This is a genomic window from bacterium, from assembly GCA_023150945.1.
GTDB lineage: Bacteria > Zhuqueibacterota > Zhuqueibacteria > Zhuqueibacterales > Zhuqueibacteraceae > Coneutiohabitans.
Genome location: JAKLJX010000004.1, coordinates 1 through 19,344, shown reverse-complemented (window position 1 = coordinate 19,344; position 19,344 = coordinate 1). Strand labels below are relative to the sequence as shown.

At 60.4% G+C, this 19,344-nt stretch carries 10 protein-coding genes; 8 read left to right on the top strand and 2 right to left on the bottom strand.

What is annotated here, in order from left to right; translation table 11 throughout:
- Positions 1-208: 208 nt before the first annotated feature.
- Both L6R21_06955 and L6R21_06950 read right to left on the bottom strand, forming a co-directional pair.
- Complete coding sequence (locus tag L6R21_06955) at positions 209-7,906, bottom strand: Ig-like domain-containing protein (protein ID MCK6558922.1); 7,698 nt, start codon at positions 7,904-7,906, stop codon at positions 209-211.
- 813 nt (positions 7,907-8,719) lie between these two features.
- Positions 8,720-9,175, bottom strand: coding sequence for a hypothetical protein (locus L6R21_06950; protein MCK6558921.1), 456 nt, complete (start codon positions 9,173-9,175; stop codon positions 8,720-8,722).
- A 250-nt stretch (positions 9,176-9,425) separates the two neighbouring features.
- Here L6R21_06950 and glgB point away from each other — a divergent pair, with 250 nt between their 5' ends.
- The 8 genes from glgB (at position 9,426) to miaA (ending at position 19,090) form a co-directional block, all read left to right on the top strand.
- Positions 9,426-11,663, top strand: coding sequence for a 1,4-alpha-glucan branching protein GlgB (gene glgB, locus L6R21_06945; protein MCK6558920.1), 2,238 nt, complete (start codon positions 9,426-9,428; stop codon positions 11,661-11,663).
- Positions 11,664-11,699: 36 nt separating this feature from the next.
- On the top strand, positions 11,700-12,701 hold the full coding sequence (locus L6R21_06940) for a DUF4126 domain-containing protein (protein ID MCK6558919.1): 1,002 nt from the start codon (positions 11,700-11,702) through the stop codon (positions 12,699-12,701).
- An 89-nt stretch (positions 12,702-12,790) separates the two neighbouring features.
- The gene (locus tag L6R21_06935; protein ID MCK6558918.1) at positions 12,791-13,618 is read left to right on the top strand and encodes an undecaprenyl-diphosphate phosphatase; all 828 of its coding nucleotides are present in this window, start codon (positions 12,791-12,793) and stop codon (positions 13,616-13,618) included.
- Positions 13,619-13,853: 235 nt separating this feature from the next.
- On the top strand, positions 13,854-14,543 hold the full coding sequence (gene radC / locus L6R21_06930; GenBank protein MCK6558917.1) for a DNA repair protein RadC: 690 nt from the start codon (positions 13,854-13,856) through the stop codon (positions 14,541-14,543).
- Positions 14,544-14,565: 22 nt separating this feature from the next.
- Positions 14,566-16,383: a DNA mismatch repair endonuclease MutL gene (mutL, locus tag L6R21_06925; protein ID MCK6558916.1), complete on the top strand. Its 1,818-nt coding sequence runs from the start codon at positions 14,566-14,568 to the stop codon at positions 16,381-16,383.
- A 119-nt stretch (positions 16,384-16,502) separates the two neighbouring features.
- A complete protein-coding gene (gene moaA, locus L6R21_06920) occupies positions 16,503-17,528 on the top strand; it encodes a GTP 3',8-cyclase MoaA (GenBank protein ID MCK6558915.1) in 1,026 nt (341 codons plus the stop codon).
- A 9-nt stretch (positions 17,529-17,537) separates the two neighbouring features.
- Positions 17,538-18,143, top strand: coding sequence for a methyltransferase domain-containing protein (locus L6R21_06915; protein ID MCK6558914.1), 606 nt, complete (start codon positions 17,538-17,540; stop codon positions 18,141-18,143).
- Positions 18,140-19,090, top strand: coding sequence for a tRNA (adenosine(37)-N6)-dimethylallyltransferase MiaA (miaA, locus tag L6R21_06910; protein MCK6558913.1), 951 nt, complete (start codon positions 18,140-18,142; stop codon positions 19,088-19,090). The genes L6R21_06915 and miaA overlap by 4 nt, the downstream gene beginning before the upstream one ends.
- Positions 19,091-19,344: the final 254 nt, after the last annotated feature.

The window sequence follows — 19,344 nt, the reverse complement described above, 5'->3', positions numbered from 1 at the left end:
CACACTCAATCAACAGTCCGCGTCCGTCCGAGAACACGGCCGCCCAGGCGCTGCACCATGAACAGAAGCAAATTCAATGCGACTGGTGCACACTGCGGAGTCAAGCGCCCGGACGGTTCTCCCATTTTCTGAACAGACGCGAGTTCGCAATTAGCGGTCAAGCCTCACCGGCGGCATTGCCGCCGCCTTTCATTCAGGCCAAATGACCTTATTTGGCCAACACCATCTTTCTGGTCATGACCAGGCCGTCGGCCTCTAGGCGGTAGTGATAAACGCCGGAGGGCACGGAATTGCCGTTGCGATCGCGGCCGTCCCACACCACGGTGTGAAAACCGGCCGGCTGCTCGCGATGCACCAACTGCTTCACGAACTGGCCCAGCGCGTTGTAGATCACCAGCCGCACTTGCGCCGGCCGCGGCAGTTGATATTGAATGTTGGTGCTGGGATTGAAGGGGTTCGGGAAATTCTGGCTCAGCGCGAACTCCGTGGGCAGCGCTGCCTCGATTTGGATCGGACCGTGAGTGGTCACGTTACCGTTGGCATCGACATCTTCGAGCTTATAGAAATAGCGGCCGCCCGCGGCAATGTCGGTATCGACAAAAGCATACTCGCCTGCGCTGCGCGGCGGAATCAGCTCGCGGTTGAGCTTGGTGTAGGTGCCATTGCGCGCCGCGCTGCGCAAGACATTGAAGCCGAGATTCTGGCTTTCGCTGCCTGTGCGCCATTCCAGCTTCACCCCGTTTCTGCCGTCGGCACTGGCCGAGAAACTCACCAACACCACCGGCACTTTGATCTGCCAGTCTTCCACGACCTGATCGAAACCATCTGAAATCGTGACGCGGACATAATGAAACACCGGCACGCCCACGAAGCGATAGGACGGAGCATTGGTGCCGACGCGCACGCCGTTTTGTTCCCAGGCGTACGTCAAACGATCGCCATCAGGATCATCCGCCACAACGCGCATGGTGAAGCGCGCCACGCCGGTGGAGTCCACCACCACGGTGGAATCCATGCCATTGCGATCGGGCAGGCGGTCGGGAATCCGGCTGAGGACAACGGGTGACCGGTTGGTGTTCTTCACGGTTATGCGCACCGCCTCGATATCAACCCCACCCTTGCCGTCACGCGCGAAGAACAGCGGCTCGTACACTGGGCCGTTGTTGGAGGTGTTGAAGTCCGTGCGCCAGGTGAAGATGCGGGTGTTGAGTGAATCGAAGGTTGCGCCCGGCGGCAGATTGGCGGCGCCATAGCTGATCTGATCGCCGTCATCGTCGCTGGCGCGCAGGGTGAATTCCACCCGGTCGTTTTCGAACACAACTTGATCCGGGACATCAAAGAAGATCGGGAACTTGTTGGTGAAGCCGGAGGCTTTGAATTCCACATTGGGCAGGCCGGATTTAATCGCCACGGCTTGATTGAGGCCGGGCGCAGCGCCCAGCGTGAGGGTGGCGGCCGCCACGCCATTGGTGTCGCTCAAGGCCGATACACTCGGCAAACCATTGAAGCTGCCGCCGCCGCCGGTGATCACAAAATTGATTGATTCATTGGGCGTGGGATTGCCGAAGCGGTCCAACAGCTTCACCTGCAATGGAAAATTGAGCGCACGATTCACGGTTCCGTTTTGGTTGTTGGTCCGCGCCACGGCGATCATGGCGACCGCCGCCGAGGGCTTGACATACACCTGCAGCAGCAGCGGCGAACCCGACAACCCCGGCACGATGGCACGAACGGTGCGGAATCCACTGAGATTATCGGTGTTGTTCAGCCGCGTGCTCGCGATACCGCCGTTGCTGGTGTAGCTCTCCGTCGCGGTGAGGCTGCCGGTGCCTTCGATCAACTCAAACGTGACTTTCTGGCCGTCGACGCCGTTGCCGTTGCGGTCGCTCACTTTCACACGAATCGGATCCGAGAGGCCGCCGACATAGCCGTTGACCACGCCGCCCAAATCAGCCAGACAGCAAGCCTGGCCGCCAGTGCCGTACGCCGAGAAGTCAATCGGGGAGCCTTCCAATCCTTCCGCGCTCACGCGCAGCGTGTTCAAGCCGGCATTGTCGCCCAATCGCCAGGCCACCTTGGCCTCGCCAAAGACATTGGAATTCGCCAGCGATCGGTTAACGCTGCCGCCGCCGAAGGCAATGGTGAAACGCACCGGCACGTCGTAAACCGGCCGGCTGTTGACGTCGGTCACGCGCACCGCGATCGAATCGCGCAACACTTCGCCCGCCACGCCGGTCTGGCCTTCGGTGCCGGTCGGGCCGTTGCCGCCGACATACACCAGTTTGCGCGCCGGACTGTTTTCCGTGGTTTCGATGAAAATCACCGGCGAGTTGTCGAGGTTGGCGGACTCGGCATAGACCTGGCTTTCACCCGCGCTGGCGCCGCCGATGAAATAGGCGCGTGCGATGCCGGCTTCATCCGAAAACACCTGCACAGCCGGCGAGCCGCCGAACATGCGGCCGCTGCCGCGCTTCACCGCGAAGGAAACCGGATGATTCGGCACGCCGTTGCCGAAGCGGTCCGAAACTTTCACCGACAGTGGATCACGCACCGCCGCATTCACGTTGCCCCTTTGATTGTTGCCGCCGCGCAGCGCCATTTGCTGCGCCGCCTGCGGCGTGAAGGTGACGGTGGCGCCGGCGGTGATCGCGATGCCGCTGGGAATGCGCGCCGTCACAACCTTCTCACCCGAGCGTGTGGAAGTGAAGCTGCCGCTGGTGATGCCGTTGCTGTTGGTCACCTGCGTCGGCTGGGTGATTTCATTGGGCCCGTTGCTCACTTCGATGATGACACTCTCGCCCTTCACCGGGTTGCCGAAACAGTCGCGCACAAAGATCGTCACCGGCATCGGCGTCACGCCGTCAGCCGGGTTGCTGCTCGAGGCGGCGGTCACGTAGGACTTGCCGTCGCACGGCCGGCCGGCGTTGGCATAGGCCAGGAACTTGATTGGCGAACCGATGAGATCACCGGTGATGCCGTCATTCGCGGTGGCATGCACCAACTGGCTGTCGGGCTTGATCACGCCGCCCAGGCGGTATTGAATGCGTGCCACGCCGCTGGCATTGGTGACGATGGTGGTATCCGTCGCGCCCGTGGGGTGAAATGAGCCGCCACCCCGCTTGACGCTGAAGCTCACCGGATGTCCTTCCACGCCATTGCCGTCCTTGTCGTTGATGCGCACCCGGAAAAGCTCTGACAACAAATCACCGGCGCGGCCAGTCAGGCCTGAGCCGCCGTTGTTCACGATCGTCACCGCGCGGCTGGCGGTCGCGGAAACGCGAAAACGCGCCGGGGAATTCTTCAGCGGAACGGAACCGTTTTTGGCTTCGGCCTCAACGACGTTGTTGAGCAGACCGGCAGTAATGCCCAGGGTGAGTGTCACCTGCGCCTTGCCCTCGGCATTCGTGATCCGTTTGAGGCTGGGCTGGCCTTCCAAAGTGCCGCCGCCGCTTTTCACTGTAAACGTTACCTCGATGCCCTGAATGCCATTGCCGTGCTTGTCGGTCACCTGCGCGACCAGTGGCGTCGGCAGCGGATTGCCGACCACGCCCTTGCTGCTGTCTCCTGCTGCTTTCACCAGGATTTCCGGCGGGCCAACTTTACCGGTCGCCTTGAACAGCATCGGCGAGCCTTGCAGCGCAGGGGGATTGCTGGTCGCGGTCACGCGATTTTCACCGGGCTTGGTGCCGAGCCGCAGAGTTAGTGCAACGAAACCGGTCGTGTCCGTCTTCACCGTCTTCTGCGTCACGTTCCCTTCGAGCTGGCCTTCACCGGCAGTGACTTTGAATGTCACTTCTTGATTGGCAATGGCCTTGCCGGCCGAGTCACGAATCGACACCTTGAACGGTTCCGGCAGCAATTCCCCCACAATGCCTTCCTGTTCGTTGCCGCCCTCGAGTTTGATGCGATTCAAGCCTTGCGCGCGAATTGTGAAGGTCTGCGGCGAACCGGCAACCTGCTGGCCATTCACTGTTGCGCTCGCCTTGATGCGATTCATGACACCGGGGGTCGGTCCACATTTGAGCGATGCGCGCGCCACACCATCTGCTTCGGTGCTGAGCGTGATCGTGCTCTTGCCGTTGATCGTGCCGCCCCCTTCCAATACTTCGAACACCACCGGATACCCGGAAATGGCTTTGCCGCCGGCATCGGTGATGCGAATGGAGAGCGGCGCATTGGTGAGATAACCGGCGGAACCGCGCTGGCTGCCGCCGCCGGAGATTTCGAATTTGCCCGGAACCGCCGCCACCGCGGAAAACGTGAGCGGGCTGCCGCTCAAGCCCGAGGCCGATGCTTCAACGCTGTTGGGGGCGCCATTCTGCGGGCCGAGCGTCAGGATCACCGCGGCCAAGCCATCCGTCCCGGTGGCGCGGGTGAGTGTAGTGACGCCGCCCTCCAGTTTGCCGTTGCCCGCAGTGACTTTGAAAGTCACGTTGACTCCCGCCACGACATTGACGCCGGTCAAATCCGTCACCTTTACCACAAACGGCTGGTTGAGCGGTTGATTGGCGGAGCCGACCTGACCATCACCGCTGTTGGCGCCGTTTTTCGCGAGTGTGGCAGCCGCGCCGGCCCTGGCATTGGCGGTGAATGAAACCGGCGATCCGGAGAGGTTGGCACTGCCGGCGAAGGCACGCGCCTGGACCTCCTGCGTCGTGGCGGTGTCGCCCAACGTCCATGTGGCAGCGAGCTCGCCGTTGCTGTCGGTGCTGCTGTTGATCTTGACGTCATCAATCAGAAAATTGGCGGCGCCGGAGGAGCGCAGGATCAAGGCGCGCTCGCCCGCCTGGCCGTTGGTCACGATGGCGAGATATTTTACCCAATTGTTGCCGGTGCCGGAGGGCAAGATATCGATGACGCGCTCAGAGAGATTGCCACCGGCATCGTTCACGCGCCAAACGACGCGCGCGGTGCCGCTCAACACTTTGGCGTAGAAGGTCAGCGTGTAGTTGGTGTTGGCGGCATACTCAAAATTCTGGCTCACGCCCACGCCGGTGCGGCTGGTGTTGATTTGCAGGCTGCGGTTGCCGCTGCGCGGCGAGGAAGTGGTGAGTGATACTTCATTGCCGGTGGGAGCACCCTCCAGCGACCAGTTCGTGGGCAGGCTGCCATTGAAACTTTCAAACCCGGGATTGCGCAGCGCCGCTTGCAGGCTCACCGTTCCGCCGCCGCGCAGCACTTCGAATTCCACTGAAAATCCCGATACACCACCGCCGCCGGCATCCGCGACTTTCATGACCAGCGGCTGCGGCAACTTGGTGCGCACTTGCGCATTTTGTCCGTTCCCGGAGACGCGCGCCGCCGAGGCCGCGAGCTTGGCATTTGCGGTTGCCGTGAACACCACCGGTGATCCGGTCAGCGCGAGGCCGCTGGCATTGTGGCTGCGCGCCTCCACGCGCTGGTTGGCCTGCACACTGCCCAGCGTCAGCGTGGTGGTCGCGACGCCACTGATATCCGTGACGCTGGTATAGCTGCTCAGCTTGCCTTCGCCCTCCAGCACCACCCAACTGACCTGATGGCCGGCCACGGCATTGTTGCTGGCATCGCGCACGGTCACGGAAAACGGTTTCGGCAAAGCCTGGCCGCCCGCGCCGGTTTGGTTGTTGCCATTGTTGGCGGCAGTGATTTCCATGCGCGCTGCGGCTCCGCCTGTGGCCGTGAGCGTGAAGCGGGCCGCCGGCAACGAGGCATGCGTCGCCTCCACAAAAAACTGGCCGGCTTTGTTGCCGAGCTTCACCTGCGCCCGCGCCTTGCCTTCGCTATCGGTCACGAAGCCGGTGTCCTCGGCGCCTTCCGGGACGAAATCAAAATCTTTGGTGATGATGAACTTGTCCAGCCAGGTCTCGGCATAGCGCACTCGAAACTCGATGGTGTGCGTGCCGGCAGTGAAATCAAAAAAACGCGGGTTGAATTGCGGATTGGAGCCGTAGGTGATATCGTTGCCGCGATCCGACATGCGATCCCACGTCCAGGTGTTGATGATCTGGCCCTTGAAAACGTCGTAGATGAAAATCTCGTTGTCGACTTTGATGTCCCAGCTCACCGCCCGGTCGGAATTGTTGAGGCTGCGGGTCCAGATGATGTATTTGCCGGCCTCTGGAATTTGAAAGGTGTAGACCGCCTTGGCATCCTGGGTGTTGCCCGAGGGATAGTTGATGTACTTGCCGCCGGAGGCTGCCGCGTCATTGCGAATTGCAATCGGGGCCTGCAGATTCCCGGCTTCGGCTTCGACGCGAATGTTGCCATCGGGCGAGGGCGGCGCCGACAGCACCGCCATGTCAGCCGGAGAGACGGCAAAATCGATCTTCTGGCCGGGCGCAGGATTGCCGTCCTCGTCGGTGAGCGCCACCACCAGCGGTTCGGGCAATTGCTGGCCGATGGAAGCAATCTGGCCGTCGCCGGAATCAATGCGCAGGATCGTGGCCGGCTTCACCGGAAATGCCAGCATGATCTCGCCGAGGGTGGCAGTGGGATTGCCGCCGTTCAACATGAAACCGGCAAAGTTGCCGGTTTCACGCTTCAAGGCATCGGCAAATTCACGATCGAACTGGCCGTCAACCGTGACTTCGAAGATGTTCGAATTTTCCGCTGCCGTGATCTTGACCGTCATCACCGAACCGGCCGTCGCCACGCCGCTGTATTGCGACAGGCCGCCGGCAATCTGTTCCAGTTCGCCACTCGCTTTGACGTGCCACAAGTTGGTACGGCCGCCGCTGACGTTTTCGCGCTGAATCAGATAGCCGGAAGCCGTGCTGCTGCCGCTGCTGGCCATCACGAAAATGCCGGTGTGCTGTAGCGCTTCCGGGGTTGCGGTCGGGCCCCATTTGATCGTCACTTCCTGCGCGTTGCGCCGGGTGCTGAGCACGGCCCGCTCCCAGCCGAATGAAGTACTGACGTTTTTCACTTCGCCACCGGCAATTTGAATGTTGGCGCCGGCAGCCCAATTGCTGCCCAAGCCGGGTCCCGCCCGTTCGAAGTCATCCTTGACGGTGGAAAGCAGCGCGGTGGAGCCTTGCACGACGTTGGAAATCTTCGAGGCATTGTTCGCCTCGTCGAGCACTTTGATGGCGAAGAAATAGGTTTTGCCCGAGCTCAAGCCGGTGACGGTCACGCGCTGCACCGTACCCGCGGGCGCGGGCTGATCATTGACATTTGCCGCGGTCGCGCTGCTGAAATTGTTCTCGGTAATGGCGGAGGCCGCATAGCGGACATCGTAGCGGGAGGCGACACCGGTATTGCCGTCGTCGCCGGTGGCGGTGAATTCGAGCGTCAAAGTGGTCGAACTGGCGCCCACCACACTCAGGCTGGTGATGGCCGCCGGCGGCACGGCGTCCGAGGGGGTGCTGAGCGAGACAAAGTCAACGCCGTCATTGGTGTTCCCGTGAATCTGAATGCCCGCGTAGAGCACCTCGCCGTTGCCGGCCACCTTGTCGGGGTCGAGCAGGATGCCGTCAAACGTATTGTTGATGTAGACGGTAAATTTGTGACCGGAGCCGTCGCTGTCCAGCTCGACGCGCAGCGTGTCGCCGATGTTGGGGGGCGGCGCCAACGCGGCTTGATCCGCGATCGCCGGCGTGCGCGGCACCCCGTCAAACAGCTCGAACAGTTTCAGACGCTCGCCGTTGTGCACGACGAGGTAGCCCTTGGCGGTTTTATAGCTCGTCGTGCTCAAACGCACCGCAGCGCCGGTAAAGGCGCGGCCCAGGCTGTCTGAGCGACTGCCGAACACCAGTTTGACCACAGTGGGATTGGTGAAGACTTTGGCGATCGCGAGAAAGCCGTTCCATTGATCGACGGTTGAGGTATTCACCAACTGGTTGTTCTGAATCTGCATGGCCTCGTTGGCGTCCCAGTTTCCGCCCAACCCCGGTCCGCTGCGGTTGAATGTGTCTTTGAATTCCTCCACCTGAATCGCGGGGGGCGTGGACGCCGAGAATTGCGCGAAAGCTGTTACGCAGAAAAGGTGGCTGGCGAGAAAAAGGGTGCAGAGAGTTCCCAAGCATGGGCGCACAAAACGCGGGCGGCGCAATGGCAGTGCGCAGGCAGGCGCGCCTGACTGAAGGATCCAAGTTGCTCTCACGATGCAGCACTCCAAGATGTTGATGCACTCGAATCGTCAAGAAGCTCGAATTGTCTGATGCTGCCGCCCTCACGCAAGGCTTGTGCCAGAGGGAATGAACCGCTCCGCGCTCTGGCGGGCGCGTTGCAATCCGCGATGATCAGGCCGCATTGCTAGCTGGGCTTGGCAAATCTGCCTGCAGAAATCCGTTCCGGAATTGGTGGGACGCCGCCGCCGGCCCGCACGGGCCGGTGCTCCCTGGCGCGGAATGTGGGATGGCAGGTCACCCTTGCTGCAGTCGGCGCAAGGAAGATCAAATTGATTTGTTTCACCGCGGACACTGTTTCAGAGGCAAACAAGGCTTTTGTTCGAATCTGTCAGGCTGGGTAAGCATGCCTCCGGCATCTGGCAGTATGTACCGACTTGCACGAAAGCTGCGGACGGGCAACCGCCTTCTGCGGCTGACAGGTGATCGCCAAAGCCGGGCTGCGGGCGCAAATCACGGCCGGTGTCGGTGCAGCCGCAGCGTCATGGGTTTTGCTTGGGTGGGAATGTGCCCGCAAGGTGAGGGCACTGAGGCGGGGTACAGAAACACAAACGCCGCGTGCTCCCCTGCGGGAACTCGCGGCGTTGCACTCGTTGCGCGTTAACAGCCGGCGCTCAAACGTCCGCCATCGTGCTTTCCAGGTCGGCCATGTTGATGTTCTGGCCGAGCAAGCGCGGCCCGTCCTTAAAGAGGACTTCGATGCGGGTATTGTTGTGGATCTTCGTGATCACACCGATGCCGAAGGAGCGGTGCCGAATGGCCTTGGTTTCGGTAAAATCGTTCGCGCTGGCATAGTCTTTTACGTCGGTCTCCGCGATCTCAGCTATCAAAGAATCATAGTCCTTCTTGCGGCGCGTGGTCTTGGGAGCGGCCTTTTTCACCGTCTCCTTCGCGGCGGCCGCGCTTTTGTCGCGATAAATGTGCTCGTTCTTGCAAGCGTTGCACATCACGCGTGAAATGCTCCCGTCCTTCTTGACTTTGATGATGGTATGTAAGGTGTCGGTTTTGCACTTGCCGCAACGGGTTTCGACTTCCCGACCAATGAGTTGGTCAGCAGAGGTTGTAGGCATGGATGGAACGTCTCCTTCAAAGAGTGGGTCGACTGCCGAGGTTTGCACCATCGCTCGAATTCGCCGCAAAAATAGGATTTATTTTTGCAAAATACAAGTGTTTGGTTGCATTATTTCATGGTGCGCCTGCGGGCTTGCGCTTCAGTCATAAATTTGCTATCATCAGCCCACTTTCACTTTGATCCGGCACACGCATGCACGATTGCGGCCGAAGCAGGGCAGCAATCGCAATTCGAAGGGAGAAGCGGCCGTGAATCCTGTTCCTAGCTCCGAAACCAGACAAACTCGCACACTCTTGCCCAAAGACCTCGATCGCCTGCTGCACGGTGATCATCACGATCCCTTTTCGATTCTGGGACCGCACCTGGTCACCCTCGATGAAGGACAGGGCCTGGCCATTCGCGTGTTCGCGCCCGAGGCCGAAGCCGTGAAGGTCATTGACCTTGACCGCGGCGCGGCCACGGCCATGAGCAAAGCCAACGGCATGGGATTCTTCACCGCGATATTCCCGGACCGCACCAGCCGCTTTCGCTACGAGTTGGAAATCATCAACCGCTATGGCCAGTCGTACCGCACCGCGGATCCCTATGCCTTCCTGCCCATTCTCACCGATTTCGATCTGCATCTCTTTGCCGAAGGCAATCACTGGACCATTTACGACAAGCTGGGCGCGCATTTGATGACGGTGGAGGGCGTGCCGGGTGTGCACTTTGCCGTCTGGGCGCCCGCCGCACGGCGGGTAAGCGTTATCGGCAATTTCAACAATTGGGACGGCCGGCGCCATCCCATGCGGGTGCATCTCAGCGGCGTTTGGGAGATCTTCATTCCCGGCCTGCAGGCCAACGAACTTTACAAATTCGAGATCAAAACCCGCGAAGGTCATTTGCGCGTCAAAAGCGATCCCTATGCGCTGGCAACGGAACTGCGCCCCAACAATGCGGCGATCGTGACCGAACGCAAAAGGCACCAATGGCAGGATCAAGACTGGATAGCCGCGCGCCGGGAAACATTGTGGCTCGATCGACCCATGTCGATTTACGAAGTGCATCTCGGCTCGTGGAAGCGCAAAGGCGCCGGCGAAAATGATTGGTGCAGCTACCGTGAAATCGCGCCGGAGCTGGCCGCTTACGTCAAAGACATGGGCTACACTCACATCGAGCTGATGCCGCTGATGGAGCACCCTTATGATCCCTCCTGGGGCTACCAAGTCACCGGCTATTTCGCGGTGACACGGCGCTACGGCACGCCCGAGGATTTCGCCTATTTCGTCGATTTCATGCACCGCAACCATATCGGCGTGATCATGGACTGGGTGCCGGCCCACTTTCCGAAGGATGACTGGGCGCTGCGCTGGTTCGACGGCACCGCGCTCTATGAGCATCTTGACCCGCGCCAGGGCGAGCATCCCGACTGGGGCACGCTCATCTTCAACTACGGCCGCAATGAGGTGCGCAACTTTCTCATTGCCAGCGCGCTGTTCTGGCTGGAGGAGTATCACATCGACGGCTTGCGCGTCGACGCCGTGGCCTCCATGCTCTATCTCGACTATTCCCGCCAGGAGGGCCAGTGGCTGCCCAACAAGTTCGGCGGCCGCGAGAACCTCGAGGCCATCGACTTCATCAAGAAACTCAATGAAGTCGTGCACGATCGCTTTCCCGGCGCCATCACGATTGCGGAAGAATCCACCGCCTGGCCGATGGTGTCGCGCCCCACTTACCTCGGCGGCCTGGGCTTCACCTTCAAATGGAACATGGGCTGGATGAATGATTTCCTGCGCTATATGCGCGAAGATCCCATTCACCGCAAGTATCATCAGAATCTCATCACCTTTTCGATGTATTACGCCTTCACGGAAAATTTCATCCTGCCGCTTTCCCATGACGAAGTCGTGCACGGCAAGCGCTCGCTCCTCGACAAGATGCCGGGCGATCTCTGGCAGAAGCTGGCAAATTTCCGCGTGGCGCTCGGCTACATGTACGGCCACCCCGGCAAGAAGCTCACCTTCATGGGCAGTGAGTTCGGCCAGTGGTGGGAGTGGAATCACGCCGACGCGCTCCAGTGGCATTTGCTCGACAATGAACACCACCGCCAGTTGCAGCGCTTTGTCAGAGATCTCAACGCCCTCTATTGTCGCGAGCCCGCGTTTTATGAAGTCGACTTCTCGTGGGAAGGCTTTCAGTGGATCGACTTTCAAGATTTCGACGCCAGCCTGATCTCCTTTCTGCGGCGCGGCAAGAACGCCGAAGATGTTCTGGTCTTTGCCTGCAATTTCACTCCCGTAGCGCGGCCCAACTACCGCATTGGCGTGCCCTTCCTCACTTCGTATCAAGAAGTGCTGAACAGCGATTCCGAACTCTACGGCGGCAGCAACGTCGGCAATGCCGGCTGGGTGCACGCCGAGCAACGGCCGCATCACAATCAGCCCTACTCGATGGAGATCACTTTTCCGCCGCTCGCGGTACTGGTATTCAAAGGCCGCCGCGAGTAAACGGAATAACGCAACGCGCAGGAAGGACAATCCACCTTGGAGAATTTGGCAGTTTGGGGCAGCATCGCCGGGCTGGGCCTCGCTTCCGGTGTGAATTTGTATGCGACGGTGTTGGCAATCGGCCTGGGCACGCGTGTGGGATTGCTGCAGCTCAATCCGGCGCTCGGGCATTTGCAGATTCTGAGTGATCCGATCGTGCTGGCGGTGGCGGGCGTTGCCTACCTCGCAGAATTTCTGGCGGACAAGATTCCGTGGATTGACAGCGCCTGGGACAGCCTGCACACTTTCATCCGGCCGGTGGGTGCTGCGCTGCTGGGCGCCACTGCCATCGGCGCAGTCGATCCCGCGGCCAAAACCGTCGCCGGTTTGCTGTGCGGCGGTGTTGCCCTCTCCGGCCATTCCACCAAAGCCGGCATTCGCTTGCTCGCCAATCACAGCCCGGAACCATTGACCAATATCGGGCTGAGCTTGGGCGAAGATGTTTTGGCAGTGGGCGGCACCTTCGCTGCCTTGCAGTACCCAATCGCCACCCTCGCGGTCATCGGGCTTTTTCTCATCCTGTTCCTCGCTTTGGCCCCCCGGCTCCTTCGTCTACTGCGTGCTGAATTGCGCGGCATTCGCTTTTTGCTGAAGAAGCTGCTCTCCTTCCCCACCCCTCTGCCGTTGCCACTCGTGGAGACGCTGCCGGAGAGTTACCGCACCTTTGCAGAAAAGAGAGGATTGCTGCACAACCTGCGCTGCTGCCTGCCGTGCGTGATCGGCGCCGGCGTGAACGGCATCCGCCACGCGGCTGCCTTCTTTTGCCTGAGTGAAGAACGCGCCTTCCTGCTGACCCGGCGCTGGTTCCGCGTGCGGGAGGTGCCGCTGGACCTCACGCGCGGCGAAGCGCAGCACTTCGAATCGCGTCTGCTCTTTGATGAATTGCGCTGGCAAAGCAACGGAAAGCGGCGCACGCTTTTCTTCTATAAGGAAAGCGCGAACCGCGGCGCAAAGATCCTGCAACTTCTGCCGAGGCCGGCCGTGCGTGCCGTAAATTGATTTGGCGGTTACGGATTCGAGCAGGTTGGCCGGTATATCTCTGGCCGTTCATGCCAACGGCACGCAATTCCATCTTTGAAAGGACGTCGATGAACGAGATTTTGGTCGCGGTTGTTTTGGGAATCGTCGAGGGGCTCACTGAATTCCTGCCGGTCAGCTCCACCGGTCATCTCATCCTGGTCGGCAACTGGCTGCAATTCACCGGCGAAAAAGCCAACACGTTTGAAATCTTCATCCAACTGGGCGCCATCATCGCGGTGTTGATCTACTTTCGTAATCGCATTTGGCGGCTGGTGAGCGCGATGCTGGGAAAGGCGCAGTCAGCGGACGGGCTGACGGTCGACCAAGCGCGGCGCTTCGGCGTCGGGGTCATGCTCGCCTTCGTGCCCGCGGCCCTCATTGGATTTTTCTTTCACGACCTGATCGAAGCGCTGCTGTTCAATCCCAAAACCGTTGCTGCGGCATTGATCGTCGGCGGAGTCGGCATCATCCTGATCGAGCAATTGCACCTGCGCGTGAAAGTCGATACGATGGAAGACATTACGTGGACGCAGGCATTGGGCATTGGTTTGGCGCAATGCTTGTCGTTGATTCCCGGCATGTCGCGCTCGGCCTCGACCATCATGGGCGGGCTGGTACTGGGCTTGAGCCACGCCGCCGCCGCCGAATTTTCGTTTTTTCTCGCCATTCCCACCATCTTTGCCGCAACGCTTTACAGCCTGGCGAAGCGTTTCAGCCTGCTTAATGCCGATGATGCCGTCATCTTTGCCGTGGGCTTCATTGTGTCATTGCTGGTGGCTTGGCTGGTGATCGCCGCCTTCATGTCGTTCATCAAGAAACACAGCTTTGAAGTCTTCGGCTGGTATCGCATTGTGCTCGGCTTTGTGATTTTGGGCATGATGCTGTGGCAGGGCTGAGAGTCGCAGCGCAATCGTGGCGCGCCCGGCGGCCGGCCTTGCGGGTCAGAACAGTCGGACTCTCCTGAACCCGCGATGGCGGTGCACGGTTTCCGTTTTCTCCCGCGATCAGCTCTGCTCGCCGTCCGTCGACCTTCATCAAAAAGATTTGTTGAAATTTTGCAACGCAGTTTCTACGTTCCTGCCAATGCCCAAGCCGCCGGGCAGATTTGAAAACCTCTTTGCCGGGGGTGACATGCAAAAATATCCGTTGCGCCTTGCTGAATGGCCGGAAAACGAGCGCCCGCGCGAGCGTTTGTTGAAACACGGGCCGGAAAGCCTGTCGGATGCCGAGTTGCTCGCCATCGTGCTGCGCACCGGCAACCACGGCCAGTCAGTGATGGATCTCGCGCGCAAATTGCTGGTCGAAGCCAAGGGCTTTCGCGGATTGGATACCAAGGCCGCGGAAGAGCTTTGCCAGATGCACGGCATGGGCATGGCCAAGACCGCGCAACTCAAAGCCGCGCTGGAAATCGGCAAGCGGCTGTCACGGGAACAGCATGAAGAACGGCCCTACATTCGCACCAGCCGCGACGTGTTCGACTATCTGCACCTGCGGCTGTGCAATCAACCGCGGGAGCAATTCTTCATTCTGTTGCTCAACACGCGCAACCGCCTGCTGCGCGAACGCAAGGTGTTCGAAGGCTCGCTGCAGGAAAGCATGGTGAATGCCCGCGAAGTGGTGAAGTTTGCCATCAACGAGCAGGCGGCCGGCATCATCTTCGTGCACAATCATCCCAGCGGCGAGCCGGCGCCCAGCCCGGAAGACTTGCGCGCGACCAAAAAACTCAAGAGCGCCTGCGAAGCGGTTGATCTGCGTGTGCTCGATCATGTCATCATCGGCAAAGACCGTTACCTGAGCTTTGCCGAAGAAGGCTTGTTGTGAACAACCTCCCGGGTTCGATGCCGTGTCTGCTTCCACCTCGAAAATCAAGCTCCTGCCCCTGGATCTCACCAACAAAATCGCGGCCGGCGAAGTGGTCGAGCGCCCGGCCTCGGTGGTCAAGGAGTTGATCGAAAACGCGCTCGACGCCGGCGCCACGCAAATCACCGTGGTGGTGAAGGACGGCGGCCGCGTGCTCATTCAGGTCGTGGACAACGGCTGCGGCATGAGTCGCGAGGATGCGCAGATGGCGTTTCAGCGCCATGCCACCAGCAAAATCGCGACCGCCGCAGATCTGGAGGCCATCCGCACGCTCGGCTTTCGCGGGGAGGCGCTGGCCAGCATTGCCTCGGTGGCGCAGGTGGTGCTCAAGACCATGGAGCCGGGGGCCACGGAAGCAACTGTGGTGGAGTTGGAAGGCGGCGTGCAATCCAATCTCACCATTGCTGCGGGCACGCCCGGCACCAGCATCGCGGTCAAAAATCTCTTCTTCAACACGCCCGGCCGGCGCAAGTTCGTGAAGTCGACGACCACCGAATACCGTCAAATTCTGGCGGTGATCAACCGTTTTTGTGTCGGCTATCCCGGCGTCTATTTCACTTTCGTGCACAACGACGAAGTGATTCTCGACATGCCGCCCGCCGGCAGCCTGGCCGAGCGCGTGTTCACGCTTTATGGCAGCCGCATGCGCGACGCCCTGGTGACGCTGCAGGATCGCGGCCCGGCTTGCGAGATCAGCGGTGTGCTCGGCAAACAAAGCACGGTGCGCAGCAGCCGCGGTGAGCAATTTCTGTTTCTCAATCACCGCTACATCTCCGATCGCTCGCTGCAGCATGCGGTGATTTCCGGCTATGGCGAAATGCTGGCGCATGGCGGCTTTCCTTTCTTTGCGGTGTTTCTGCGCGTCGATCCCACCCGCGTCGATGTCAATGTGCACCCCACCAAAATGGAGGTGAAGTTTGCTGATGACCGGCTGATCTATGCGCTGTTGCGCACCGCGGTCAAGCAAACGCTCAACACCAATGCGGTCATCCCCGTGGCAAACGATTTTGCCCGGGCGGTGCCGGTGATGACCTGGCCGGCCGCGCCGGAACGGCCCGCGCTCGAGGGCGAATCCCCTGCAGCCGCGCCGGGGCCGCACAATTTTGCGCCGGCCGACTTTCGTGTTAGACATCCCGGCCGGCAGCTTGGCCTGCCGCTGCCGCCGCCAACCACTCCCGCCGATCGGCCGATGGAGCTTGCGCCGGAAGCGCAGAGCCGTCTCCATGAGCGCACCAATGTCTGGCAAGTGCACAACCGCTACATCTTTTCGCAGATACCCAACGGGCTGGTGGTGATTGATCAGCACGTGGCGCACGAGCGGATTCTGTATGAACAGGCACTCGAGGCCTTCACCAAACAAGAGCCGGCCACCCAGCGTTTGCTCTTTCCGGTGGTCGTCGAGTTAAGCGCAGAAGACTATGACATCGCCTTCGAGATGCTGCCCTTCCTGGCCAAAATCGGCTTTGCGCTCAAGCCCTTTGGCCATCGCACGCTGCTGCTGGAGGGCGTGCCGCCCGGCACGCGCTACTCCACCACCCTGCAGGACAGCAAGGTCATTCTCGACATGGTCGACGAATACAAACGCGGCAAGCGCGAGAAGCTGGAGATTCGCGAGAACATTGCGGCCTCGTTTGCCTGTCACTCCGCCATTCGTTCCGGCGACCGTTTGACGCTGGCGAGCATGAATGCGCTCATCGATCAACTGTTCGCGACCAAGTCACCGTATTTTTGTCCGCACGGCCGGCCGGTGGTGGTCAACATTCCGCTGGCCGAACTGGACAAGCGATTCGGCCGTACCTGAAAGGCCTCGCGACGGGATTCGTGTCTGTCCGAAAATGTTTCAACCTCGGCTGAGCCGGATTTCCAAGACTTCGCGCTCGGTGGAGACTCTGAGGTTTTTGATCTGCACCTTGAATTACCATGATTCCACAACCTGCTCGCCTGACTCTCTCCGACACGCTAAGCCGCCCTCTGCGCGATTTGCGCATTTCCGTTACCGACCGCTGCAATTTTCGCTGTGTCTATTGCATGCCGAAGGAAATTTTCGGCAAGGATCATCTTTTTCTGCCGCGCGCTGAATTGCTGACTTTCGAAGAAATCTACCGCCTCGCCCGTCTGTGCGTGGATCTCGGCGTCCGCAAGATCCGGCTGACCGGCGGTGAGCCGCTGCTGCGGCATGATCTAGAGCGGCTGATCGCCATGCTGGCGGCTTTGCCCGGCCTCGATTTGACTTTGACCACCAACGGCTCCTTTCCGGCCAGGCGGGTGCAATCCCTGAAAGACGCCGGCCTGCGCCGCATGACCGTGAGTCTTGATTCCCTGGACAACGCCGTCTTTCAAAAAATGAATGACGTGGACTTTCCGGTCGAGCGCGTGCTGGAGTGGATCGAGGCTTCCGCGGCGGCGGGATTGACGCCGGTCAAAATCAACATGGTGGTCAAACGCGGGGTGAATGAGGACAGCGTGGTGCCGATGGCGCGCCATTTCAAAGGCGCGGGGCACATCGTCCGCTTCATCGAATATATGGACGTCGGCAGCAGCAACGGCTGGCGCATGGATGAAGTGGTGCCAGCGGCGGAAATCATTGCAGCCATTGATGCCGTGATGCCGATCGCGCCGGTTGATCCCAACTATGCCGGCGAAGTGGCGGAGCGCTATCGCTACCGCGACGGCAGCGGCGAGATCGGCATCATTGCCTCGGTGACGCACGCGTTCTGCCGCGACTGCTCGCGTGCGCGCCTTTCCACCGACGGCAAACTCTTCACCTGCCTGTTCGCGGCACACGGCCGTGATTTGCGCGCTTTGCTGCGCAGCGGCGCCTCCGATGCCGAATTGACCGCGGCAATAGCCTCGGTTTGGCGGCAACGCAGCGATCGGTATTCGGAGATTCGCAGCGCGGCCACGGTGGCGCTCGCCAAAGTGGAAATGTCCTACATCGGTGGTTGAGAAGGCAACATGAGTGATTGGTTGCATCATCCCGATCGGCTGCGCTGGAACGAAAAATTTCAGCGCCGCGGCATGGGCCTCTTCGGCCATGAGCCGGCCGAGTGGCTGGTGGCGCATGCCGCGCTGTTGCGCCGGCAGCCGTGCGGCCCGGCCCTCGATCTCGCGTGCGGAGCGGGGCGCAATGCCTTCTACCTGGCGCAGCTCGGTTTCAGCGTGGCAGCGGTTGACATTTCGGATGTCGCGATCACCTGGCTCACCGAACAAGCGCAGCAGCGTGGCGTTCGCATTCAACCTGCCGTGATGGATCTCGCCAGTGCGACGCTGCCGGCGGCGCGTTATCAAGTCATCATCAACTTCAACTATCTCGAGCGCCGCCTCTTTCCTTCCCTCAAACAGGCGCTGCTGCCCGGCGGCCTGCTGATTTTCGAAACCATGACCAAAGACCAGCTCGAGCTGACGGGCGGGAAATTCAATCCCGAGTTTCTGCTCGATCACAACGAACTGCTGCAGGCTTTTTCCGAATTGCGCATTTTGCATTATCGCGAGACGGTCATCCGCGGCTGCGCCGATTGCGATGAAAAAGCCGTCGCCAGCCTGGTGGCGCGCAAAAGATGAGTGACGCTTCCCTCCTTACCCAAGCCCTCGTGATCGCCGGTCCCACGGCCGTGGGCAAAACCGAGGTGGCGCTGGCGCTCGCCCGCCGTCTGCCGGCAGAAATCGTCTCGGCGGATTCGCGGCAAATCTATCGCGGCATGAATATCGGCACGGCCAAGCCCAGCGCGGCGCAGCTCCGCCAAGCGCCGCATCATTTCATCGACATCCGTAATCCCGATGAGTGGTATACCGCAGGCGAATACGGCCGCGCGGCGCGCGGCGTAGTCGGGGAAATCATGCAGCGCGGCAGAACGCCATTAGTCGTGGGCGGCTCCGGCTTTTATTTGCAGGCGCTGCTGGAAGGCTTTTCCGCGGCCCTGCCTTCGGATTTGCGCTTGCGCGCGCAGCTCCAGCAACGATTGCAGGACGAGGGTGCGCCCGCTTTGCACCGAGAGCTGGCGCAGATTGATCCGGCAGCAGCCGCGCGGCTGCATCCCAATGATGGCCATCGCCTCGTACGCGCGCTGGAGGTTCATCGGCTCAGCGGACTCACGCTCACGGAGTTGCAGCAGCACGCAAGCGAGCCGCCGTCCTTTCGGTATCGTTTTTTCTGCCTGACTCTGGAGCGCCACCGGCTTTATGAGCGCATCGACCGGCGCGTGCTGGCCATGTTGGAGGCCGGGCTGCTCGAGGAATGCCGGCAGTTGCTGGCACGCGGCTATTCTCCTCAGTTGAATGCGTTGCAGACCGTCGGCTATCAGGAAGCCTTCCAATTCTTGAATGGAGAGATTTCGCACGAGGAAATGGTCACGCTGATTCAGCGCCATAGCCGGCAATATGCCAAGCGGCAGTTAACCTGGTTCCGCCGGCGGCCGCACTGTGAGTGGCTGGCAGTCGAAGAGAGCGATCTTCCCGCGCAAGCAGCGGAATCGATTCTGCAGGCAATTGCCGGCGAGAGCGCCCGGTGAACCCCTGCCCAGCGTGCGATTCGCCTGAGCCAAATTCTGGCGCGCGTTTCGCTGAAGACACTGCAATTCCGGCGGCGAGGTGAACATCGTTCACTGAGGCGTTCAGGCGCACCGCCGGCGGCCCGTTGCCTCAAAATTAAATGTTACCCAAATTTGTGAGAACTGGGGTGATTTTGCTTTATTGTTCTTTTGCTGTTGTCTTTTGGTGAACGAAAGTGAAAATGCTTTTGATCTTTGTTTTCATCTGCTCTTGT